The 23,744-nt window shown below is 34.7% G+C and carries 18 protein-coding genes; 6 read left to right on the forward strand and 12 right to left on the reverse strand.

Features of this window, described 5'->3' with window-relative positions; translation table 11 throughout:
* Complete coding sequence (locus tag H7350_RS06395) at nucleotides 1–774, forward strand: TIGR03915 family putative DNA repair protein (RefSeq protein ID WP_204345067.1); 774 nt, start codon at nucleotides 1–3, stop codon at nucleotides 772–774.
* On the opposite strand, the gene H7350_RS06400 is transcribed toward H7350_RS06395, so the two are convergent.
* Together H7350_RS06400 and H7350_RS06405 are read right to left on the reverse strand one after the other, a co-directional pair.
* The gene (locus H7350_RS06400) at nucleotides 775–2,487 is read right to left on the reverse strand and encodes an FAD/NAD(P)-binding protein (protein ID WP_204345068.1); all 1,713 of its coding nucleotides are present in this window, start codon (nucleotides 2,485–2,487) and stop codon (nucleotides 775–777) included.
* A gap of 95 nt (nucleotides 2,488–2,582) precedes the next feature.
* Nucleotides 2,583–3,395 carry a DUF1853 family protein gene (locus H7350_RS06405; RefSeq protein ID WP_204345069.1) on the reverse strand — a complete coding sequence of 271 codons (813 nt, stop codon included), beginning with the start codon at nucleotides 3,393–3,395 and terminating at the stop codon, nucleotides 2,583–2,585.
* A 76-nt stretch (nucleotides 3,396–3,471) separates the two neighbouring features.
* On the opposite strand from H7350_RS06405, the gene H7350_RS06410 reads away from it, so the two are divergent.
* On the forward strand, nucleotides 3,472–4,593 hold the full coding sequence (locus H7350_RS06410; RefSeq protein WP_204345070.1) for a DEAD/DEAH box helicase: 1,122 nt from the start codon (nucleotides 3,472–3,474) through the stop codon (nucleotides 4,591–4,593).
* A gap of 263 nt (nucleotides 4,594–4,856) precedes the next feature.
* Entirely contained in the window at nucleotides 4,857–5,480 is a 624-nt protein-coding gene (locus tag H7350_RS06415; RefSeq protein ID WP_204345071.1) for an NADPH-dependent F420 reductase, read from the forward strand.
* A 64-nt stretch (nucleotides 5,481–5,544) separates the two neighbouring features.
* Here H7350_RS06415 and H7350_RS06420 read toward each other — a convergent pair whose 3' ends face one another.
* Entirely contained in the window at nucleotides 5,545–5,838 is a 294-nt protein-coding gene (locus H7350_RS06420) for a hypothetical protein (protein WP_204345072.1), read from the reverse strand.
* A 10-nt stretch (nucleotides 5,839–5,848) separates the two neighbouring features.
* A complete protein-coding gene (locus H7350_RS06425) occupies nucleotides 5,849–6,001 on the reverse strand; it encodes a YqaE/Pmp3 family membrane protein (protein WP_204345073.1) in 153 nt (50 codons plus the stop codon).
* 206 nt (nucleotides 6,002–6,207) lie between these two features.
* Here H7350_RS06425 and H7350_RS06430 point away from each other — a divergent pair, with 206 nt between their 5' ends.
* The gene (locus H7350_RS06430) at nucleotides 6,208–6,636 is read left to right on the forward strand and encodes a PepSY-like domain-containing protein (protein WP_204345074.1); all 429 of its coding nucleotides are present in this window, start codon (nucleotides 6,208–6,210) and stop codon (nucleotides 6,634–6,636) included.
* 73 nt (nucleotides 6,637–6,709) lie between these two features.
* Nucleotides 6,710–7,258, forward strand: coding sequence for a DUF4251 domain-containing protein (locus H7350_RS06435; RefSeq protein WP_204345075.1), 549 nt, complete (start codon nucleotides 6,710–6,712; stop codon nucleotides 7,256–7,258).
* 10 nt (nucleotides 7,259–7,268) lie between these two features.
* Here the strand turns inward: H7350_RS06435 and H7350_RS06440 are convergent, their stop codons facing one another.
* Genes H7350_RS06440 through H7350_RS06455 form a run of 4 tightly spaced genes read right to left on the reverse strand, consistent with a single transcriptional unit; the run spans nucleotide 7,269 to nucleotide 9,310 of the window.
* Entirely contained in the window at nucleotides 7,269–7,889 is a 621-nt protein-coding gene (locus H7350_RS06440) for a TMEM175 family protein (protein ID WP_204345076.1), read from the reverse strand.
* Nucleotides 7,890–7,938: 49 nt separating this feature from the next.
* A complete protein-coding gene (locus H7350_RS06445; RefSeq protein ID WP_204345077.1) occupies nucleotides 7,939–8,130 on the reverse strand; it encodes a hypothetical protein in 192 nt (63 codons plus the stop codon).
* A 4-nt stretch (nucleotides 8,131–8,134) separates the two neighbouring features.
* Entirely contained in the window at nucleotides 8,135–8,731 is a 597-nt protein-coding gene (locus H7350_RS06450; RefSeq protein WP_204345078.1) for a hypothetical protein, read from the reverse strand.
* Between the two features lie 9 nt (nucleotides 8,732–8,740).
* Complete coding sequence (locus H7350_RS06455) at nucleotides 8,741–9,310, reverse strand: YceI family protein (RefSeq protein ID WP_204345079.1); 570 nt, start codon at nucleotides 9,308–9,310, stop codon at nucleotides 8,741–8,743.
* A gap of 124 nt (nucleotides 9,311–9,434) precedes the next feature.
* Between H7350_RS06455 and H7350_RS06460 the strand changes: the two genes are divergently transcribed.
* Nucleotides 9,435–10,310: a winged helix-turn-helix domain-containing protein gene (locus tag H7350_RS06460; RefSeq protein ID WP_204345080.1), complete on the forward strand. Its 876-nt coding sequence runs from the start codon at nucleotides 9,435–9,437 to the stop codon at nucleotides 10,308–10,310.
* Here H7350_RS06460 and H7350_RS06465 read toward each other — a convergent pair.
* The 4 genes from H7350_RS06465 to H7350_RS06480 all read right to left on the reverse strand — a co-directional run bounded on the left by H7350_RS06465 (nucleotide 10,307) and on the right by H7350_RS06480 (nucleotide 23,716).
* Nucleotides 10,307–11,311 carry a PorP/SprF family type IX secretion system membrane protein gene (locus tag H7350_RS06465; RefSeq protein WP_204345081.1) on the reverse strand — a complete coding sequence of 335 codons (1,005 nt, stop codon included), beginning with the start codon at nucleotides 11,309–11,311 and terminating at the stop codon, nucleotides 10,307–10,309. The two genes, H7350_RS06460 and H7350_RS06465, sit on opposite strands and share 4 nt — an antisense overlap.
* 31 nt (nucleotides 11,312–11,342) lie before the next feature.
* A complete protein-coding gene (locus tag H7350_RS06470) occupies nucleotides 11,343–19,559 on the reverse strand; it encodes a T9SS type B sorting domain-containing protein (protein ID WP_204345082.1) in 8,217 nt (2,738 codons plus the stop codon).
* Nucleotides 19,560–19,629: 70 nt separating this feature from the next.
* Nucleotides 19,630–22,251 carry a PorP/SprF family type IX secretion system membrane protein gene (locus H7350_RS06475; protein WP_204345083.1) on the reverse strand — a complete coding sequence of 874 codons (2,622 nt, stop codon included), beginning with the start codon at nucleotides 22,249–22,251 and terminating at the stop codon, nucleotides 19,630–19,632.
* A gap of 1 nt (nucleotide 22,252) precedes the next feature.
* Nucleotides 22,253–23,716 carry a T9SS type B sorting domain-containing protein gene (locus H7350_RS06480; RefSeq protein WP_204345084.1) on the reverse strand — a complete coding sequence of 488 codons (1,464 nt, stop codon included), beginning with the start codon at nucleotides 23,714–23,716 and terminating at the stop codon, nucleotides 22,253–22,255.
* Nucleotides 23,717–23,744: the final 28 nt, after the last annotated feature.

Raw genomic sequence — 23,744 nt, forward strand, 5'->3', positions numbered from 1 at the left:
ATGCACAATCGAAATTTAATTTATGATGGCACTTTTGATGGATTTTTAAGCACAGTCTTTTATGTGTTTGAACAACAATTAGATGCTGTAACAATTCAAAGTGAGTCGGGTGTGCAACATATTATGTTTTCTGAAAATGAAACCATTGTCACAGATGAATTAAAAGCCAATCGCGTTTGGAAAGGGTTAAACAACAAAATGTCTAAATCTGGTCATTATCAATTGTATTATGCATTTTTAAGTGAACAGGCTGGTGTTGAAAATCTATTACTGGATTATATACGATATGTTTTCTCAACAGATTTAAAAGTTGACAAAGACTTTTCTCACCCTTCCGTTTTGAAAATAGTACAAATTGCCAAAATGGTTGGCCGTGAAAAGCATCGAATGGAAGCGTTTGTGAGATTCAGACTAACAAAGGATGCTATTTATTTTGCAAGTATTGAACCCGATTTTAATGTATTGCCTCTAATTTCAAAGCATTTTAAACGCCGTTATGCTGACCAAAAATGGTTGATTTATGATATCAAACGTCAGTATGGACTCTTTTATGACTTACAGAAGGTAGATATTATTGCTATGGAATTTCCTTCAAATTTTGATTTTACTAAAACCAATACAGACTACTTTGATCAACAGGAATTTGAATTTCAGAAGTTATGGCAAGATTATTTTAAAAGCACCAATATTGAATCTCGAAAAAACATGAAACTCCATATACGACACGTGCCAAAACGTTACTGGAAATATTTAAGCGAAAAACAGCCTTATTAATTAACTTCCTAATTGATTCACATAAGCTTCTGCCCAGTCCTTAATTCTCGGTCCGAAACATTCCAAAATAGCATCAACACCAATTACACTGCCTTTTGATAATCGACCTAAAACTGCTATAGGGATGTCTTCGTTATTTTCTTCAGTTATAACATAGGCGTTTGGTTTTGTGTCTATACCTAACTTTGAGTGTATGGGCTCAATTAAATCATTATGAATAAGATTAGTAATTATGGGAGCTGTGACTTCCAAAAGTTTAGGCGCATCTAAAACACTGTTAATCATGATGTCAATTTGTATGGTTTGTTGTTGCGCATTTTCTAATTGCCATCCCTTATCATTAAGTTCGATATCTGGATCATTAACATAATCCAAACTAAGAATATTGGCATCTACCAACGCCAGAATTTGTTGCATACTCTCTACTGGTGGTCCGTAAGAAAACCGTTTACTTTCCTCGTCAAGCGCAATACCTTTTTCAATGATAGCTTCGTCTAATTGGGCATGAGAAAATGATTTGTATAGGGTTGGCTGACAATGTCTCCAGACTTGACCAATGCAGTAATCAAGGCTTATCGACTCCAGTCCTAATGCCATTTGAATATACGATTTAATAGTATTGTATGTTGAACTGTTATCTTGAAAAAGGTGATGTTTTGTTTCTGAATCATCCAACCATTCTAGAATCAAAGTTTCAATTTGTTTTTGATTCAAATCATGATTCATCGCTTCAGACTTAAGTTCAACAAAAACCCTAGCGGCTATTTTAGAAATAGGTATGGTTAAAAAATCAAGGGAACTCACCTTAATTTGAGTTCGTGATACTGCTTCTAGTTCCGTTTTAAAATAATTCAGTTCTTCATCAGTGGGTTTGAACCAATCATCTATATGCTTGTTTAAGGGCTTAGGAGCCATTGGTAAGCCGTCTAACGAAAATGGAATTAATTTGAGGTGCTGTGCTGCGTTACTTATATATTGTGTTTTAAAAGTTGAAGGGTCTACAACTCTAAATGTTCCAAATGAGTTGGTAACCAAATCACGCATCACATCTATCATAGCCAAACCAAAACCTCGTATCCCAATATTTAAATGCTTTTGATTTTTAATACTTTCAAATTGTGATAATGGATAGCAGTCTTCAAAAGTGTTTATGTTTTGATGAGCTTTTGCATGCGCTTTCCATTCTTTAATTTGCTTTGATAATTCAGTTGGTTGGTGACCAATTGTAATTAAAGCGTCATCACAAATGTAGCTGTTGTCTTTTGTAAGTACTTGAAGTTGCTGTTGCTTAAACTCAATACGTTCAACTTTAGAATTTATAAGTTGAAAGCTATCATGCTCTAGTGATTTGGTAAGAGATTCATAACGTTCATGTAAGTAGCGTCCCAATTGTTTTCTCGGAGGAAAAGTATCTGGAGCTTTATCACTCTGCGCGAAGTTTATCCATTCGTGATATGAAGGAAATCCTTCAATTAAACGGTCTCGATAGTGTATTTCTTGTCGACCTTCTAAGTTTTTTAAAGCTCTTTCACTAATGTTTGTCCAATTTGCATCAGATTGATTAGTATACCAAACTTGTCCGGCACCAGGTTCATGGCAAGGCTCAAAAGCTAATATTTGAATGTGCTTATTAGCTCTGGAAAGATTAATTAACAGGTTTTCTAAAGCATGCAATCCGCGAGGACCAATTCCAATTATAGCTAAGGTTGTCATAGTAGAAGTTTAGTTTATAAACAAATCTAATACTTATCATGCATGTAAATTAACTGTAATGCTAGATTTAAGCGTGTTTATAACAATTTAAAGTTTTACCACCACACCAAAAAGCCTTTAGATACTGTACCGTTTTCAGTTTTTATCCAAAATAAAGGGGATTGTTGTTGTTCTAAAAATGTATGCGAATCCAGAATAAAATTAGCATAATTCAACCAGTCAACATCAGTTTGCGGTTCTAAAAACCAATCCAATTTATTTGGTATATAGAATTCGCAAACTTTAAAATGTTCTAGTTGCTTGGTATGTATATAAAAGCCACAAACACAATCTTGATTGAGCTGTTCAAAATGAATCTCTTGCTGATAAGGCACAAACAGTTGTGCTTTAAATAAGACCCGTTGTTTAAAACTATAATTGTCCAAACCTAAATGTTTTAGCGTTGATTTACAATCACTAGAATAGAGTAGAGGCAACTGTTTTTTTGTGAGTTTGGTGAGTTTTTCTTTGAGACTGTCTTTTCGGTTGGGACCAATCCATTTATCTGTTTCTAAAGTCCCTAAACTTTCATCATATACGTAAAACTTATAGATAATTTCAAGATGAATTGGTTGGTTATCAATAAGTAGCAAGGCATCCAATTCACCTTTAGTATGCTTTTCTTTTTGGATTTGAATATTCTCGGCTAGTATTTCTAAGGCTTCACATGACTCCATATAATTAAATGCAAATTGTTCAGCTAATTGACCAAGTCGGAGTCGTCGCTTCAGTTTCCGAAGAAAAACTAAAGATGTTTCATTGGGCAATTGGAGTTGTTTGAGACCACATACAACACTATTTTTCCAAAGCAAATGCGTATTGCAGCAGGCTTGATATAGCTGTTGGATATGTTTTGAATCGATTTCCATTTCAGTTCGAAATTACGAATATTAATTCTGAAAGCTAGCAGAATAACAATACCTTTGCAGACAATTATTATTGATTATGGACAAGACATTTTTCGACTTAGGCGTTTCAAAACCTTTGATTAAAGGATTGAAAGAACTCAACATAAAACAACCCACTCAAATTCAGGAAGAAGCCATACCTGTGTTGCTTAAAAATGAAAACGACTTTATTGGCTTAGCACAAACAGGTACTGGTAAAACAGCAGCTTACGGATTGCCAATTCTTCAGAATATCAACCCCAAAAAAGACCATGTTCAAGCTTTGATTTTAGCACCAACACGAGAATTGGTGCAACAAATTCAGAAACAGCTATTCAAATTCACCAAATATTGTGATGCTAAAATTTTTGCTGAAGGCGTGTATGGTGGAGAAAAAATGGACATTCAATTAAAACGCTTGCAACGTACAACTCATATAATTGTAGCAACTCCAGGGCGATTATTGGATTTTATAGAACGAGGCGAGGTTAACATTAAACACATCGACACATTGGTTTTAGACGAAGCTGATGAGATGCTGAGTATGGGATTTAAGCAGGATTTGAATAAAATTCTCAAATACACAACAGGAACGAGACATACCTGGTTGTTTTCGGCGACGATGCCTGAAGAGATTCAGAAAATTATCAAAACCTATATGGCTGCTGATGCCATGCGTGTAGAAATTGACAGAAACAGTATTGTGAATGCTAATATTTCGCATCATTATATCGTCACTTCAATTAAAGAAAAAGTCAATATCATTACGCGTTTACTAGATAAATATGATGATGACAGAGGTATTATTTTTTGTAGAACTAAAGCAGGAACCAATCAGCTAACTGAAAAATTAAAAGCAGAAGGCTTTTCAGTCGATGCTTTGCAAGGCGATATGCAGCAAAAAGAGCGTGATAAGGTAATGCGAGCGTTTAAAAACCAGTCTTTACAATTTTTAGTGTCTACCGATGTTTCGGCTAGAGGTATTGATGTCAACAATCTGGCGTTTGTGATTCATCATCAGTTACCAGATCAGCTGGACTACTATACCCATAGAAGTGGCCGAACAGCCAGAGCAGGTAAAACAGGTGAGTCTATTGCACTTATTATTTCTGGTGAAGAGCAGGAAATTCAAAACATCCAAAAGGACCTGGGAATTAAGTTTAAACAAATGACACTTTAATAATTTTTAAAACTTATCGGCAAATTGCGTGTTTACTAAATAAATTAGTCTACTTTCGCAGCCACTTAAATATGTAGCAATACGCATTTAAGTATTACACAAATAGAACTCCTTAGTATGGTCACTAAGGAGTTCGTCTTTTTACAAAGGTTTTTTCTCCAAACGCTTTTAAATGCGTTAATAGTTTCATCATTTAAGCGAATCTCTGAGCGTATTTTTTAGCAACTTAGCTTATAAATTAATAGTAACTAAAAATCAATATTATGAAAATAGGAGTTATAGGAAGTGGAAACATTGGAGGAAATTTAGGAAAACATTGGGCTAAAGCCGGACATGAGGTATTGTTTAGCAGTAGACATCCTGAAGAGTTGAACGATTTAGTTCGGTCGTCAGAAGGTAAGGCTAAAGCTATGAGTATTGAAAAAGCCTTTGAAGCTAATGCTGACGTGTATTTACTAGCTACACCATTTAAAGCCATTGATAGACTATCAGAATTATATGCAGGTGAATACGGAAACAAAGTTATCATTGATGCTACAAACCCGTATCCGCAACGCGATGGTGACATGGCAAAAGAGGTAAGAGATAGTAATCGAAATGCTTCAGAATATACAGCAATGAAGTTTAATACGGCTAAGACAGCCAAAGCATTTAATACGATTAAAGCTGAAGATTTAAAAAACAGAGCCTGGGATTCATCTCAAAAACTGGCTATTCCTTTTGCTGCACAAGATGCCGATAGTAGAGCAGCTACGCAACAATTAATTGAAGATATCGGATTTGATGCAGTATATGTTGGTGATTTAACACAAACATCAATTATGGATCCAGACCAGAAATTATACGGACAATCGGTTTCTAAACAAGAATTACAAGATATGATATAATGTATCAATTACGTCATAAAAAAAGACTACCAATTAGTAGTCTTTTTTTTGTTTAAACCCCTAATTATTTAAGGTGTTCAGTAGTTTGCTCTAAATTTTCATTTGATTCACTTCCCTGACTATATAACTGATTTTCCTCATCTTTTAATTTTTTAGGAGTACTGTCCTTTGGAAGTTTTCGACCCGGAACATCTAAATCCTTACCAGTGAAATCAACAGGCTTATTTCTGTTTTTGAGTAGATCATCATCACTCGTTTCTGTTTTTAGATGCCCTTGTTTGTCACCCAAATGTTTTAAATCCTCTTTGGTGATTTCAGGATTGTAATCTAAATCTTTTGTGTCTTTATTGGTTTTCATGATTTTAGTATTATTTGTTAACGATTAAAGCGTGAATCACACCTGGAACCCATCCAAGTATGGTTAATAAAATATTGATAAGCAGTTCTTTTCCAACACCGTGTTGCATAAATACAGCAACGGGTGGGAGTAGTACGCTTATAATGATTGTAAGTATTGACATAATAATATAGTTTTAATGATTATTTAATAGTTGTAAAGTAGTATAATCACCAGACTTAATATATCCGATATGATGAAATCATTGACTCTAATGCGGCTTAGTGATACCGCTCTTAATTATAGTTAATGAGATAATACTGTAGGATGTAAATATTTAATTTTACTGAAATTATAGAATTATTCACATTAAACATAACTACAAAAATTATGAAAAAGCATATCTTATTTACACTACTGATAACATTTTTTTTAGCATGTCAAAACAGCTCAAATGCTCAGGCTCCAGATGCGGTTAAGAAAACATTTCAAAAGATGTATCCTGGTGAAAATGATCCAGACTGGCATAAAGATTCCAATGGAAATTATGAATCTAACTTCAAAATAGATGGCATAAAATACAGAGCCGATTATGCGCCTAACGGACAATGGATTGAAACCGAAAGTAGTATCGATGTTAAAGATTTACCTAAGGCCATTAGAGATGTCATTAAATCGGACTATGATAGTGATGATATTACTGAAGTTGAAAAAGTTGAACACCACTCTAAAGGTTTGTTTTACGATGTGGAATTTAAGCAAAAAGGAAAAAATAAGGATATTGAGTTTAGAGCAAATGGTGAAATAATAAATCAATAACCTTATATAAAATGTTAAATGCCAATGATTTGAACTTATGGATTTGTATCTTTAGTAAGCTAAAAAGCATATTATGAAAACAAGAATTATCATATTGTCATTTGTGAGTTTATTTGTAATGGCTTGTAGTGCTTCAAAAACAAATGCAACTCCAGAACAAATAGCTGCTTTAGATCAATTAGTAGCCAATCAGACATTTAAAATTGAATCTCACTGGGCAATGCCACAAGTGAACAGAAGTATATCTGCTTTACAAAATTCTGGAATTATTGCGCCAGGAAGTAACGCCAACCGCATTAGTCTAACAGGTATTGCAAACGAACTTAAGCTCGATGGTGAAACCATAACATCTCGACTTCCATATTATGGAGAAGTACAAATGCCATCGGGTTATAACGAATCTGATGATAATAATATTTCGTTTGATGGAACGATTAAAAACTACAAAGCTGAAAAAAATGATAACAGCAGTTATACCATTTCATTTGATGCAAAAAGTAATAATGAGGGTTATAACGTTACCATTATTTTATATCCTTCGCTTAAGAGTGATATGATTCTAAAAGGAGCGAAGCGTTTTCCAATTCGATATACTGGACAAATTACTCCAATTTCAGAATAACTAAAGCGTATTATTTAAGTCTTGTTGTTTTTTTTTTGTAATTACGGTTAATAAAAAACTGAATTACAAATATTAAAATGAATATTAATCTTGCAACCGAAGGCAGTATAAATGCTAAAACACCTGCTAAAATCCAGATGATTAATGCATTAAGAGCTGTATGTAAATACCACCTTTTGATGTGAGGTGTTAATTCTGGATTAGCAATTTCTTTTTTCATGATATACCTTATCAATAAAAAATTAAAAAGCCCGATAGCTGAAAGATTAAAACAGTAAAAGACAAATGGCCCGACTAAATTGTAACCAGTCACATAAAACCCTGTAGAGAAGGGCATAAGTACTATAAATAACAATAAAAAAATATTAAGCCATAATAGTTTAGCATCTACAGTTGTAACGTATTTCATCGATCTTAGATGTGATACCCAATATAAAGCAGTCACTAAAAAACTAACAACCAATCCAATAAAACTCGGAATTCTATTTTGTAATATCACCCAAGTACTATTAGATGAAATGGCTTTAATTGAAGGGATACCTACTTCTAAAACTAACAATGTCATAGCGATAGAAAACACAGCATCACTAAAGTTTATAACACGGCTTTTATCGAATGTGAGGTCTTTCATAGTATTAAGTTATACTCAAATATAGGATATCCAGTATAATTTTTTGCTACTAATCAATATCTAAATTGTCTTTAAGTTTATCTAATGCTTTTTGAGCATTTTTAAAAATCGTTTTGTTATCGCTGTATGTTAAAGTGATTTTACTATTGCAATTTTTGCATATAAAATCTTTTCCGTCTAAAACAGTTTTAAAATCAAATTCAATTGTAGTGCTACATTTGGGACATGGGATATTTGGCATATACTTAATTTTTTAATGTACAATTACCATCTGTGAGTTTGACGTCTTTAAACCGTTCCCAAATTGCCTCATCAAAATCTAATGGTGATAACTTAAACATAATATTGGTTCTATTAGAGGCGATGCAATGGTATAATTTCACTTGAACATTTAAAGTGATTATCGCTTCAGAATTAAATGAATCATAAACTTTTAGTTTGCCAATAAAATCACTAGCGGCATCACCTTTAGCATTAATAACGAGAACAGTAGTTTCAGGAACTTCAAAATCTTTCTTTTTATTAACGGCTTTCATGAGTCCGTCATAATACAATTTCAACTGCTGTTCTAAATCTTTTGCCGATGGTTTCTGAATACTATCAACATGCCACACAAACATATAGCACCAAAAATCATCATGGTCTATTGCTCTCCATTGCTTTGCAAATCTAAGATCTTCATATCCTGTATAATTGATTTCAGGAGCAAATCCTATCGGAAATTTAATAATTTCTTTGAGCCATGTTGTATCCGATTCTAGTACGCCTAAAGACGCTTCATCTTGTCCGAAACTCATAACGGAGACCATCAGAAAAGTAAAGCTAAGTAAGACTGTTCTCATGATATAAATTTACAAACTTAATTTCACTTCAAATCCGATGGCGTCAGAAATGGCTCCATCTCTCATTTTGCTATTATAGCTTATGTCCCAAAGCATTCTGTCGATTTTAAATTTTGTAGTCATTTGTTGTGATTCGTAATCTACTTCTGCGTTAAACGATATGGGTTTTGTAATTCCTTTAATGGTAAGATTAGCATAGATTTTCATCTGTGCGTTATCATGATACTCTACACTTGTGATTTGTAATGTCGCCTTCGGGAATTTATCAACATCAAAAAAATCGGGATCTTTTAAATGGTTCACCAGACTTTCATTAGCATCTTTTGTATCTATGTCGTCACACACTATTGAGTTCATGTCAATAATAAATTCTCCACCAGTTATGACCTCATTCGTTTTTTCAAAATATCCTTCAGAAAAACTAATGGTTCCATTATGACCTCCAAAATAAAAGGTGTATTCTCCAGACCATTTAATTTCGCTTTTAGCGGTACTGATTTGTAATTTTTCTTGTGCATTGGTTGTTGCAATTAAGCAAATTGTAAATATGCTTACTAATAATTGTACTTTTAACTTCATCGTTTTTTAATTTTGATTATGATGTAAAACTAGAAGTGACTCAGGTTAAAAGTGTCAAAAAAATGTAAAAGAAGTGTCAACAGTTGTAAAAAGTCAGTAAATATTATGTTATTTACATGTAATTATGAAACAACAACAATTATATAGTCTTAGTGCTGTCATTATTTTTCTATTTGTCTGTAGTTTTATCGCTTGTGACAATACTACAACAGCGATTGATGATTCTAGTAAAATTAAAATTGCCTTACGAGAAGCAGGTAATCAATTGTTGTTACAACAGCAGGATTCAACATCAATTATTTTGCCTGTTGTAAAAAAGGATGCATCTACGTATCAGTTGTCATTCCAACATTCTTTATCGTTTGAACCTAATGAGCTGGTTACCGTTATCGATAGTAGTTTTGCCATTATGCTTTTATCTAAAAATTATCGTGTTGAAGCCATTCAGTGTGCAGATAAAGAAGTTGCTTACAGTTATGAGATGAATGTAGAGGAGGAACGCACTATAATTCCGTGTGCTGGACGCTATTTACCTGAAGATTGTTATACTATTGAAGTCACATTTCTAGATGCCAGGTCTACATTTTTTAATAGGCATCCGTTACTATATGTCATTTTATTTGGTGCTATTATTTTTATAGGCTATTATTTTAGAGAAAAGCGATTGACTTCAGAGAGTTCGCATGAAGCGCTAACAAATTATTCTGAAATTGGCAGTTTTCAGTTTTATCCAGAGCAAAATAAATTGGTAAAGTCTGCTACTGAAATCAATTTATCTAAAAAAGAGTGCGAGCTTTTAGAACTTTTAGTTGCGCGTCCCAATCAAATCATAACGCGCGAAGAACTCACAAAAAAAGTTTGGGAAGATAATGGTGTTATTGTAGGCAGAAGCCTGGACACTTACATTTCAAAATTGCGTAAAAAGCTAAAAGGCGACGATACAATCAAACTTACTAATGTACACGGAATAGGTTATAAATTAGAAGTTAACAAGACCTAGTTTCTGTTATTTCCGTTATTTTTATACTTTCTATAGCTCGTTCCTTTTGTACAGGCACAATTGCTAATTCCAGACATAAAATCCAGTCCTATAGTTAATACATGTGTACCCGAATTGTAACCAGATAGGTCATTAATTGTTAGTTGATATGAATAGGCTAGATAAAGTCTGTTTTTCATTATACCAGCCATTGGCCCTACATTTAAGGGCTTTAAAAACTGATCGTTCAAAAAGCGGTACGATCCGCCAACCCAATAATAATCACCATCGCGATTAAATCGACGGTATTTAAAATTGATGTCTGTAGCCGATCGGTTATCACTATCAAACATTTGGAAAAACACCGAAGGCTCAAATTCTATATTTTTATTTTGTTTACTCGCAATGACATAACCAGTATAGGCTTGATAATTGAGAAGCTGATTTGGTTCAACACCAACGAAATCATCAATATCCTTTCGCAATATATTATTAGCATTAAAACTAAAATAAAAGCGATTCCAACGGTATAAAAAGCCAACATCAAAGTTATTATTAGATCGCGACCTGTCATCTGTAATACTAGGATCTATAATAGGCATCTCTTCAGTAGGTTGAAAATTTTCAATGTCAATCCTAAAACTATTGATATTATAAGACAGTCCAAACGATAAATATTGTTTCGATTTATAATCTAAGATGATATGATGAGCGAATGAGAATTTCGCACCTTTCTGGCGTGTATTTCCATTTCTATCATTATATAGTGATAAACCAACGCCTGTTTGATTTCCTATTCGGAAATCGGCATACAAGGATTGATTGTCTGGCGCATTCTTAATACCTACCCATTGTGTGAGTCCGTTAGCTCTAACTTTAAAATTGTCTCCAATTCCTGCATACGTAGGAGAAATGACAAAATCATTATCTGCAAGATATTGGGTCCATACAGGTAAATTTAATTCTTGTCCGTAATTGAAAGAACAGAATAATAAAAGAATATATAGAGAGAATTTTTTCATTTGAATACTAATTTTAATTCTTTAGGCATTATTACCTGTAAAGTGTGAAATGTCCAACATAATCCTTGTTAAGAAGTTCACTGTTAGGCTTAACAACATACCAATAGTCACCTGTTGGCAGCTCAGTACCATTGTATTTGCCATCCCAATATTCGCCCACACGATAGGTTGCAACTTTACGACCATATCTATCAAAAATATCGAATGTAAGATTTGGGTAATCCTCAGCACAACCAACAGTCCAGCCATCACTAACACCATCACCATTAGGTGTGAAATAATTTGGAATACAAGGACCTTCTATTTCTATTTCAATCATGGCTGTTGCCTGACAACCTGCACTATCAGTTACAATTACGGTGTATGTCCCTTCTTCAGTAACAACCCATACATTAGTAGTACCATAATCTTCTCCATTAAATGTATATTGATAAATACCAGTGCCACCAGTTGTAGTAGCTATAATTTCACCTGGTTCATCACCTTGGGTTAATAATAATGATAGCAGTTGATAGTCTTCAATATCAAATAAATCGGTAGTTTGGATACAACCATTAGTATGTCTCACATCGATATAATGCCCTGTTCCTGGTATAACATCTGTAAATACATTGCTTAATTGATATGGACCTCCATCTAGAGAATAATCTAATTGTGATGCATCTGTTATACTATCATCAACTGTAACAGTTACTGTATTACTAAGACTGTTATTTTCACAGAGGTATTCGATATTTACTTCAGGATTTATAGTTACTGGATCAGGGAATGTAATATTCCATTCAGACTCACAGCCTTGAGCATCACGAACAAAAACAGTATGATCACCACCATTTAAGGCCGTAAAATCAAATACAGTTTGTCCAGATGATCCTGTTGTATAAGGACCATCATAATTATCTAAACTCACACTATATGGCAAAGTTCCTCCAGAAATATCAATGCTAAACTCACCATTACCTTCACCTTCACAAGTTTCTTCAAACAATGAATTTGGAACAATACTCAAAATCACCTGTATTGGATCTGTAATAGTAAAATCAAAAGTAACATAGCAACCTAACACATCTTGAACTATCACATCATAGTTACCTGGTGCTAAGTTTTCAAAAACATTAGTTTCAAAAAATTGATCCAATTGTGGTGAAATAGCATATTTAATAATTCCTGTTCCACCTGTCGCATTAATTTCTAAAATACCATCATTATTTCCACTACAAGTAATATCGTTTACGACGAAATCTACTTCTAATGGAGCACTTGGTTCGGTTATCGTAATTGGAGCAGAAGCTGTATCACAATCACCACTTTCTACAAATACTACGTAAGTGCCTGCAACAAGTTCGGTAAATACACCAGGGCTATTTTGTGTTGCAGGGATTGTTGCACCACTCGTATCCTGTAACGTATAAATATAATTTCCTAATCCACCTTGAGCTGTAGCCATGATAGTTCCATTATTATCACCTGCACAATTAATCGTTGGGTTAGTTGATTGTAAGTTGATAACTAAATCCAGAAGTGGGTCAATGGTAATCTCATTAGAAACATTAGATATACAACCATTTGCATCTCTAACATAGTATTGGAATGTTCCTGTAGGTACAGAAAACGTTACCGAAGAATTAAAAGACCCTAAAACAGTTGCAAACGAACTATCATTACTATAAGTGTATGGTCCAGTTCCTCCTGAAGCACTTAGGGTTAATGTAGATTCTGTTAAACATGTTTGAGTTGTCGATTTTACCAAATCTACTTCTAATGGAGTAGGTTCAGCTATCACAATATTAGCTGAAGTCGTAAAACATTCGTTTCCATCAGATATATCTATAGTATATGTACCAGGTCCTAAGTTGGTAAATACATTTGAACTTTGTGGCCCTGATGTACTTGGTGTAGGAGAAATGGTATGAAGTGTATATATGTATTCTGTACCAACACCTCCAGTTACATTAGTAACTGTAATTGAAGCATCTTGATCACCAAAACAAGATAATACTGTTGTACTCGGTGTAAATGTGGCATCAATAGGCGTAGGTTCTATAAGTGTTATGTTTACTGAATTGATACAGCCTTGAGCATCCATTACGTTAACAGTATAATTTCCAGCTGAAAGATCTGTAAATGTTCCATTTGAAGAATATGGAACTGTAGCAGCTCCTGTTAATTCATATTGATAATCGCCCCAACCACCATTTGCAACAGCTGAAATAGTTCCTTGACTATTATCACAAGTCACATTAGATGTTTCAGTTGCTGTAAGTGTTAGTATTTCAGAAGGCGAAGCGATAACAACACCAGATGTTGCAGAACAAAACGGACTTTGTGTTTCGGTAATGACTACTGAAAATGTGCCAGCATTCATACCAGTAACGGTTAATGGATTTGTAGAAGTATTTGCATTTACAATCCCAGTTACTGAAGTACCAGAACTATCAAAAACTTCATAAGTATAGGTTCCAGAATAGCCATTTACATTAATATCAAACGAACCACTATTATCTCCAAAACATGTAACATTGGTAGGAGTTGTTGTAAAAGTAGGAGGTGTAGCTTCGGCTAATGATATAGTCACTTCCTCAGTACAAGAAGTCACAGTATCTGTAATTGTGATGGTGTAAACTCCAGATGGCACACCTGAAAATACCGAGCCACTTAAACTTACAGACACTGGACTTGGATTGATACTATAAGTGTAAGATCCTGATCCACCACTAGCTGTAACTGTTATTTCACCGTCATCATTATTACAAGTTGGTAATGCTGAAACTTCAGGTGTTAATTCAATTGGTGCAGGAATATCAACGGTTACTAGATTTCCACAACCATTTGCATCCTGAATTTCAATAGTATGAGTTCCTGAGAATAAATTTGAAATACTAAATGGCGCTGTTTGCGTTTGAAATGCTCCTCCATTAATACTAAAACTATATGGAGCAGTTCCAGGTGTATCTAAAACGACGTCAATTTCAAAGTTACCTTCAGTTATTGTACACAAATTGTTTGCAACAGCAGAAATTTGAGGAGTCGAGTCCATTGGTAGCACGATGACCGGACTAGACACAATACATTCATACGCATCTATAACATGTACATAATAATTACCTGCATCAACATTAAAAACACTTGTTGAAGCCCAGTTTGTGTCAGATGCAAGTGGAGCAGCAGGAGTTGTTGTGATTTGATATTGATAAGGAGCTGTTCCATTTTCTCCAATAGCACTTATGATTCCAGAGTTTGCATTACAATTTGCATTTTGATCTATAGATGTTGTTAAGTTTAAAGCAATAGCCGATTCGGTGATGTTAAATGGTGAAGTCACAACACCACAACCAGTATTTGGACCTGAAGTTTCTGTAACCGAAACAAAATAATTACCAAAAGGTAATGGTCCTAAATCAGTAACTATTAGATTATCTCCAGCAAGAACTACTCCTGAACCAGTTATACCTGTTGATACAAGTGATAATGAATCAAATATCTCATAATCTACATTGACATCAGTACCATAAGTACTGTTAATAGTAAATGACACATTACCATCGGCACTTCCAGTACATGTAATATTATTAGAGCTGATTGCACTTAATGTCAATGTTGAATTTGTAGGTATAGGTGTAGTTGCAGGCTCATAATAGCTACAGTTGGTTGATGCATCGTAAACGATAAACGTATAGGTAACACCTGGTGTTAACCCCATAAATGTAGCAGTTTCACTACCAGGAGAATCTTCTGGAATCCATGATCCCACAGGATCTGGATATACAGATATTGGTCCTTGATAAATACTAAAAAAGAATGGTCCTGAACTGGTTAATGTAGATCCAACACTCACCACAGCTTCTCCACCAGAAAGGCAGTCTACAGTTGCTGTTACAGAAATATCTAAATCTGTTGGAGGAGAGGCTACCAATACATCTTGCACCAATATTGAGCATCCATTAGCATCAACAATATTAATTTGATATAATCCAAAATCGACGACATTAAAACTTACTGATGTTGATCCAGTAGCATTAAGTTCTGAATTAGAATAGCCATTTGATCCTGTGACAAAATAATTATATGGTGCTGTTCCACCAGTAACAGAGTTAATAATTACTGAGCCTTCTGATGTATTGCCAGAAGTACAAGTAATATCTACTGTATCATAATCTAATACAATCGGGTCAGGTTCGTTAATAATTACTGTATCAGTTGCTGTACAAGAATTTGCATCTGTAATGGTAATTGTATAAGTACCAGCTGTTAATCCAGACGTTTGATTTCCGTAATCAACACCTGTTGTATCATTATATACGTTGATTACAAAAGGAGCTGTGCCAACAGTATCATCAATATCAATATCTATGGCACCATTAGAATCTCCATTACATAGTATTTGCTGTGCTTGTGTAACAAGACTCAAATTTGGTAAAGAGATGGGTTCGATTGTTATTATAGTTGATTCTGCAGTACACCCATTTGCATCAGTAATTTCAAACTGGTAAGTGCCATCTGTAGATGCAGTATAAGTAAATGGTGTTCCTGTAGCTCCAAGTGATGTATAAGTACCACCATCAATTGATACAGCATATGTAAAAGGAGCAGTGCCAGTTATAGTACCAGTAATAACAGCATCTGGTGATGTTGTACAATTTAAATCTGATGTCAATACAACAGCTATTGTAGGTGTAGGAATAGGATCGATAGTATAAGACTCACTGTAAACACAGTCATTTTCATCTCTAACCTGAAACGTATAGGTTCCTGGTTCTAAACCTGTAAATGCAGTTGATGTTTGATACGGAGTACTATAAGCTGCTGGTGCAATTATTTGATATTCTAATACACCAGTTCCACCAGTAGTTCCTGTGATATTTATTGTTGCTGTATTTGAAGGACATGTGACAGGTGTATTGTCAAATGTTAAATCTGTTGGCGGATCTAATGCTTCAATAGTAATCTGATTGGTTATAATAGTACAATCATTTGCATCCTTTATAGTTACTGTATAAGTGCCTTCAGTTAATCCAGAAAAGGTATCACTGGACTGAAAATTAACACCATCAATACTATAGGTATAAGGTACGTCTCCACCAGTAACTCCAGTAACCGTTATTGTTCCTGCTGAATTACATGTAAAAGGTGCCGTCAATTCCGCAGTTCCTGAAATAGCACTATTGGCTATAATAGTAGCCGTTTGCGGATCTGTAGTACAAATTGATGCGCCTGCAGAGTACTGAACCACAACATTATAGTCGCCTTCAGTTAAACCAGTAAATACAGGTGAATTAAAAAAGGTAGTTCCGCCGTCTATGCTATATTCTAAGCTATAACCATTAGTAGCAGTAACATCAATCGTTAATGTTCCAGCATCTCCAGAACATGGTATATCGGTTGTTATAATAGAAAATTCAGGTTCAGGAATAGCGTCAACCGTTATAGTTGTACTCGCACTACAGTTGTTAGAATCCACAACTGTAATATCATAGACTCCAGCTGTAGTCACAACTATTTCTGGAACCGTTTGAAAATCTGTTGAACCATTAACAAAGTAGAAGTAAGGAGGTGTTCCTCCTTCAGGATACACTGTTATTTCTCCATCTGTACATGTTAATGGAATAGTTACAGCTGCTGTAACTGTCAATAGTGGTGGCTCGACAATTTCTATGTCTTCAGTGTAGGTACATCCATTTTCTGTTTCAACTGTAGCCGTATACGTTCCTGGATTTAAATTTTCAAAATTATAAGTGTTTTCTACAATCGGACCAACACTATTTACTAAAGTCCCTCCATCAAATAATTCAAATGAATATTGAGGATCTACATCATTAGCAGCTAAAAGAATACTTCCTTTATCACCATGACATAAAGGTTGAATTACAGTTGTTGTAACCGAAAAATCTCTATCTCTAATTTGAACATCAGGAACAGTAAATACACAAGGGTTGGTAGGAACACCTATTTGTCTGATATAAACCGTATAAGTTCCTGGCGTATTAACTGTAAATACATTACTCGTTTGATAGGTAATATCATCTAAGCTATACTCATAACCAGAAGGCACATCAATAACCGTTATGCTTCCAGGTGTTGTACAAATAATATCTGTAGCGATAACATCGGCATTGAGTAAATTTTGATAGACATTAAAATAAAACTGAACAAAACATCCACCTTCATAATTTATGGTTAATCTGAATTGACCTGAAGTATCAGCTAAAAAATCTGAACCAACACCTACTTGATTCCATGTACATGAATCATCTTCATTTGCACAATCTGGATCTGAAACGGCAGGACAACTTGACTCGTCTAATTGTTCCCATATGATTGATGAAGCTCCTGAAATATTTGTCTGAATAAACCTTGAATCATTGGCTCCACATAAAAATATATTTGGTAATAGTTTTCCATCGTTAGGACAGGTCACGACTTCGTCAGCATATGGTATTACCGGGTTTTCGATATTACCTCCAAAAATCTCTACCACATATTCTTGCTCAATTGATTGGCAAGGCGCTACAGCTGTATTAAATGAATAATATGTTCCTGTAGCGGTGACTGTGATGGTTTGGGTATTGCCAATTACTGGTGTTCCTGTCGGACTTGTTGACCATGAATACGAATCGTATCCATCTGCAGCAGTTAAATCTACACTATCACCACATAAGACTATTTCCTCAGTAAACGTACAATCTAAATCGGCTAAAAAATTAGTAGCCTGAGGAGATAATAAACATCCCGTATTACTACTTAAACTTGGATCATCTGTAATTTGAAATGTAGGATTATAAAATCCGTTATAAGATGCAAAAGCCTGGTTACTAATAATATTTGAGCAGGCATCTGCCAGTTGTCCGCAATCATCAACAACCTGAACTTCAATACGGATTTCATATACCGGATCATTTTCTTCAACAAGTGAATTGTCTATATCAAAAATAAGTTCACGAGTTACAGGATTATAACTTGAAACCGTAACACCAGGAGGTAATACTAAATCGGTTGGGTGGTTGTATATAATATTAACCGGGAGAATATCTCTAATCTGAAAGTTTGTAGCATTATCATTTCCAGTATTCTGAAAGCCAATCACATAATTTAATGATGACCCAAGACCTACGGTTTGCCCTCCAATATCATTTCCTGCATCATCTTCAACAATTTTGGTGAGTACGATATTAGGTTCGATTATTTCGACTGCAAAGGCGAAGAAATAAGGAAAATAAGTATCTCCGCTAGTTTCTAAACGTATAGTTCCAGAAGTAGCATCATTAGCAATTACAGTATTTCCTGGATTTGGAATGGCCATTACACCAGTATCAAAACCGAGTGTATTTGTACTATTTGGGACTCTGTTATTAACAGGTGTGGCGTCTAATTGCGTTACAGAACTATTAAAAAAATTGGTTACCGGACGATCGGCAGTAGATAAACTAACACCATTTAAACGTAAACGATCACCAACAATTGGGCTATCTCCCTCTAATGTTGCGAAGGCAAAATTTGCTCTAACAGGAGCAGGAGCAGGGATTGTTCTAAATCCGTCAACAGGAATATCTAAATTTGGATTGTTACCAGGAACACTAATGGCACTAAAACCATCAAAACTTGTAATGGATTTCCCTGGTAAAGTTGGATCTTCGTAAACAATAAACAGTGACCATCCAGCAGATTGACCTGTACCGTTATAAGGGTTAAACGTGGATGTTTGACCTTCGGCTGAAGACACGTTACCAACGGTGTACGTTCCTAAATCTGTTCCAGAACCAAAACTTGTAACGATGTCTGTCACATCTGCAAAACAAGCATAAGAAAAGCTATCACCACCATCTACAGTAGTTCCATTTGCATCATATATAATTGTTCCCTGAATATCATTATAACCACCTACAGGTCCTTTAAATTTGACTTCAGTTATTGGCTCATTACCAGGATTAACAGCTCCCCAATACAAACCTGCATAAATAATTCTATAACAGTTAGGGTTGGGAATGTCTAAATCTGAACTTGATGAACTAAATGTTGTTGCATCACCATCAATATCAATATACCTCATATCTACATTATGATTGTATACTGAATTATCATTAAATGCATTATTATCTGGTCCAAGGATATTGTTACCGATTAGAACAATATCTCCTTTTAAATCCTCATTAAATCTCGGAGTGAATGGCTCATAGTTTTGGGCATAGGATTGAAGGCCTAAAAACAATAATGAGATTACGATTGCGATTCTAGAAAAAGTAGGTTTTTTCATGATACTAATTTTTTTAATTTCATTTTAGAAGAGGGCATTTCTTAAATGAAATTGGGCCTAATTACTTATTTTAATTCTCTATTTTGACGAGGGACATTTTTTCATTGTATGGTCTGTTTTCTTTTGATTTTAATCCTTCATTTGCAGCTTCAATGCTATCAACTTTTTTATAATAAATGTAATACTTACTAGTATTGATATCGTAGAAGAAATCTACATCAGTTCTTCCTGAAGCGACAACTTTTCTAACAAAATCATTTCTTTTATCAGCATCACTATGCACAGCAATAATTAAATAATAACCTTCGTCAACATTCTTAATATTTTTCAATATTTGGATATTTCCGCTTTGCTCTTCTCCAAAATCAAAATCTTCAGATTTTAATGGCGCAGCAGCAAGGTTTGTCGTTTGTTTAATATTTTGTAAAGCTGCTCTATCTTGTGAATAACGCTCTTCTTCATTATCAAATGCAGCACGTTTAATTCGTCGTCGTCTTTCAAATTCAGTAGCAACTTTAATATCTTCAAGTCTTGTTTCTAAATTTGCTCTAGCATCAATGGCTTTTAGTTGTTCAGATTCTAAACGCTCAATAGTTTTTTTGTAATGAAGAAATACTTCATCATTAGTAATGGTATCTGCTTCAAACTTATCGTCATATAAAGCTTTAAGTTGTTTTATTTTTTCGTTGCGAGAAGCTATAACATTATCTAACTCAGATTTTATAGCCGCTAATTTATTATTCTCTTCAGTTATACTTTTAAAAGGTTTTGGCCCAACAGTAATTCCTTGTTCACTCAGATCATTTTCCTCTTTTAAATCTTTTAAATCTTTGTTTTTAATTTCAACGATAGCATCAAAGCGTTTTAATAATTCACTTTGAGTTGTTTTAGTCTCTTCAGTTTGCTGTGTCAACGCGAGCATTGATTTCGTCGTTTCATCTTTAGGGTTAGAAATCAAATCGTCTTTGGCTTGTTGTTCTGCTAGTAACTTTGCTTGTGCATCAGCTTCTGCTTTCGCTTGTTGCTCTGCTAGTAACTTTGCTTGTGCATCAGCCTCAGCTTTCGCTTGTTGTTCTGCTAATAACTTTGCTTGGGCGTCTGCTTCTGCTTTCGCTTGTTGTTCAGCTAATAACTTTGCCTGTGCATCAGCTTCTGCTTTCGCTTTTTGCTCTGCTAATAACTTCGCTTGTGCATCAGCTTCTGCTTTTGCTTTTTGTTCAGCTAATAACTTTGCCTGTGCATCAGCTTCTGCTTTCGCTTTTTGCTCTGCTAATAACTTCGCTTGTGCATCAGCTTCTGCTTTTGCTTTTTGCTCTGCTAATAACTTCGCTTGTGCATCAGCTTCTGCTTTTGCTTTTTGTTCCGCTAATAACTTTGCTTGTGCATCAGCTTCTGCTTTTGCTTGTTGTTCCGCTAGTAACTTTGCTTGTGCATCAGCTTCTGCTTTTGCCTTTTGTTCCGCTAATAACTTTGCCTGTGCATCAGCTTCTGCTTTTGCTTGTTGTTCAGCTAATAACTTTGCTTGAGCATCAGCTTCTGCTTTTGCCTTTTGTTCCGCTAGTAACTTTGCTTGTGCATCAGCTTCTGCTTTTGCCTTTTGCTCTGCTAATAACTTCGCTTGCACGTCTGCTTCTGCTTTTGCCTTTTGTTCTGCTTTTCTTTCAGCTGCTAACTTTCTATTAGCTTCAGCTTTTTCTTTATCTATTTTAGATACTTTAGGCTTTCTTTTGTTAGTTGAAATTAAACCAGCAACTTCATCACCACTACTGTAGTCATATCGCTCTCTGTTTTTAAATCGGTACGCTAGTGTGATTTCATGTGATGGTCCAAATTCGGTTAAATCACCAATCGCTTTCTCAAAATTGTATTCAATAGCAATTTCTTGAGTAATATTAAGTCCGATACCACCCGAAACACCAAATACAGTATTATAACCTACTTGCGCCCAAATTCCTTTAGGAACAGTAAGCATGGCTATAGCAGACACAATAGTTTCATCGGTCTTAAATTCGGATTTTATGAGTCCGGAGAATTTACTTTCATCAAAAAAACCTCTGGTATTCATATATCCTGTATACATTAAATGTGCTTGAATACTTTGTTCCGGATTATCTTCAATCATTTCTGAAGTCTTAAAATTATAAACAGCAAGATTGTTTATAGAAACACCAAAATCAAAAAATGCTAAGCCATAGTTGATACCTGGATTAACAGTAAGTAAAAAGTTTTCTGGTACATTTTGCAAAGAAGGATCATCAAAATTAGTAATTACATTACCTGTATTAACTCCACTTTTATAGGCTCCAATATTAAGACCAAATGTTAAATTACTATCTCTAGCTAATCTTGCATTATAGGCGAAATTTAGCATACCTCCAAACGTGGTTAATACTCCATAATTTTGCTGGAACACGCCAATGCCTGCACCAATATTTTCACCAAATCTACCTGAATAACTTCCTAAATAGGTGAGAGGTGCGTCATCAAATTGCACCCATTCACGTTTATTAGAAAAGCTTACATATTTATTTTGTTCCCTAACGAAACTAAACGTTGGGTTGATTGCATATCGATTAAATGTCAATGAATTTCTTACAGGCAAGCTAAGCGATACCACTCCATCATCTTCTTGAGAATAGAACAACTGTATTGAACAGATACATAATATTAAAACAAAAAGAGGTGTTTTCATATTATTTCACTAGCGTTATTGAACCTTTTCTGGTTTCGTTATTTGCAGTCGTTATGACATAATAAAATACTTGATTTATACTTGATAAGTTTAAATCTTGCTCTGGCCAATTGTTGAGGTAATTATCGGTTTGCAATACGACTTTCCCACGATTGTTCATGATTATGACTTCGGTATTAGTACCACTAACATATTTTGTTGGAATCACCCATGTGTCATTAATGTTATCTCCATTTGGACTTATAACATTTGGAATTTGCGCTACATCAGGAAATGGATCTACAGCCTCTTCGACTTCAAACAGAAATTCGCGAGATCCCATACAACCTGAAGTTTCAGTTATAATGACTTTGTATGTACCAAAATCACTTGCGGTATATGTCGTTTCCGTAGCACCTATAATTTGTACGTCATTTAAATACCATTCAAATTCTGGAGCAGTTGCTGTTGTTGTGAGTTCAACAAAAAGTGTATCACCATCTTCTATAGTATTGATTTCTGGTACATTGATTGTGGCATCAAAAAGTTCACTAACAAGGTCTATTGAACCAGAAGCCGAACAACTTCCTAAATCTACTTGTACAGCATATTCACCCGATTCGGTCGTTTGATACATTTGATCAGTTGCACCTGGAATAACCACACCATCTTTAAACCATTGGTAGCTATTACCTCCTAATGTACTTAATGTGGTTGCACCTTGAGCAGGACAAAATGGATTTCCTAAACTAGATGAAATACCAGCATTAGCCTCTCCAGAAGAGACTTCACTAATGGTTACACGATTTGAAAATGAATTTGAAGTACATGTTCCATAGTTGGTTTCTACAAAATAGGTGCCTTCATCACTTACAGTAAGCGAAGGACCTTCAGCTACAAAAACAGAAGTCGTTGGACCAGTTTCTTTATACCAGTTAAAAGTTAACGACGGATAGTTTAATGGAGAATCATTTGATCCATTTCCAGGATTATCAATGGTTAACAAATAACTACCTCCAGAACAATAAGCTCCCGTAGAGACTAAATTATTAATTGTAAACGGACTATCTTGAATTTTATAATAAGCGGCAAATGACACAGAACTTGAGCTTGTTGCAGCAGGTGAACTACTCTTAATTCTTATTTTATATTGTTCTCCAGCAGTCGTTTCTGGTAGAGAAAAATTTAAGGTTGCTGGTGATGTTGTAACAGCACCTGGATTTGATGTAAAAATGACAATGGCGTTTGAAAAATCTCCATCGGCATCAGATAATTCTATCGAAAATTGATTAGAAGCATTTAATCCACTTTCTGGTGAAAATACAAATGTTGTACTGTAAGTGTTAAATGAATCACTCGCACATGCTTGACTGAAGCCTAAATTAGGTGCTCCAATAACAATTTGGGCATTGAGGTTTTCTTGAGAAGCAAGAATAAACACACAAAGTCCAATAAGGAAATTATATGCGATTTTAGTGTAGTACATTTAGTTTGGGGCGTAATTGTTTATTCTA

Source organism: Psychroserpens algicola, from assembly GCF_014526325.1.
Lineage (GTDB): Bacteria > Bacteroidota > Bacteroidia > Flavobacteriales > Flavobacteriaceae > Psychroserpens > Psychroserpens algicola.

What these genes read in the sequence shown, in the direction of transcription:
- H7350_RS06395 (WP_204345067.1), top strand. Translation starts at nt 1, where the DNA reads ATGCACAATCGAAATTTAATTTATGATGGCACTTTTGATGGATTTTTA.
- H7350_RS06400 (WP_204345068.1), bottom strand. Translation starts at nt 2,487, where the DNA reads ATGACAACCTTAGCTATAATTGGAATTGGTCCTCGCGGATTGCATGCT.
- H7350_RS06405 (WP_204345069.1), bottom strand. Translation starts at nt 3,395, where the DNA reads ATGGAAATCGATTCAAAACATATCCAACAGCTATATCAAGCCTGCTGC.
- H7350_RS06410 (WP_204345070.1), top strand. Translation starts at nt 3,472, where the DNA reads ATGGACAAGACATTTTTCGACTTAGGCGTTTCAAAACCTTTGATTAAA.
- H7350_RS06415 (WP_204345071.1), top strand. Translation starts at nt 4,857, where the DNA reads ATGAAAATAGGAGTTATAGGAAGTGGAAACATTGGAGGAAATTTAGGA.
- H7350_RS06420 (WP_204345072.1), bottom strand. Translation starts at nt 5,838, where the DNA reads ATGAAAACCAATAAAGACACAAAAGATTTAGATTACAATCCTGAAATC.
- H7350_RS06425 (WP_204345073.1), bottom strand. Translation starts at nt 6,001, where the DNA reads ATGTCAATACTTACAATCATTATAAGCGTACTACTCCCACCCGTTGCT.
- H7350_RS06430 (WP_204345074.1), top strand. Translation starts at nt 6,208, where the DNA reads ATGAAAAAGCATATCTTATTTACACTACTGATAACATTTTTTTTAGCA.
- H7350_RS06435 (WP_204345075.1), top strand. Translation starts at nt 6,710, where the DNA reads ATGAAAACAAGAATTATCATATTGTCATTTGTGAGTTTATTTGTAATG.
- H7350_RS06440 (WP_204345076.1), bottom strand. Translation starts at nt 7,889, where the DNA reads ATGAAAGACCTCACATTCGATAAAAGCCGTGTTATAAACTTTAGTGAT.
- H7350_RS06445 (WP_204345077.1), bottom strand. Translation starts at nt 8,130, where the DNA reads ATGCCAAATATCCCATGTCCCAAATGTAGCACTACAATTGAATTTGAT.
- H7350_RS06450 (WP_204345078.1), bottom strand. Translation starts at nt 8,731, where the DNA reads ATGAGAACAGTCTTACTTAGCTTTACTTTTCTGATGGTCTCCGTTATG.
- H7350_RS06455 (WP_204345079.1), bottom strand. Translation starts at nt 9,310, where the DNA reads ATGAAGTTAAAAGTACAATTATTAGTAAGCATATTTACAATTTGCTTA.
- H7350_RS06460 (WP_204345080.1), top strand. Translation starts at nt 9,435, where the DNA reads ATGAAACAACAACAATTATATAGTCTTAGTGCTGTCATTATTTTTCTA.
- H7350_RS06465 (WP_204345081.1), bottom strand. Translation starts at nt 11,311, where the DNA reads ATGAAAAAATTCTCTCTATATATTCTTTTATTATTCTGTTCTTTCAAT.
- H7350_RS06470 (WP_204345082.1), bottom strand. Translation starts at nt 19,559, where the DNA reads ATGAAAAAACCTACTTTTTCTAGAATCGCAATCGTAATCTCATTATTG.
- H7350_RS06475 (WP_204345083.1), bottom strand. Translation starts at nt 22,251, where the DNA reads ATGAAAACACCTCTTTTTGTTTTAATATTATGTATCTGTTCAATACAG.
- H7350_RS06480 (WP_204345084.1), bottom strand. Translation starts at nt 23,716, where the DNA reads ATGTACTACACTAAAATCGCATATAATTTCCTTATTGGACTTTGTGTG.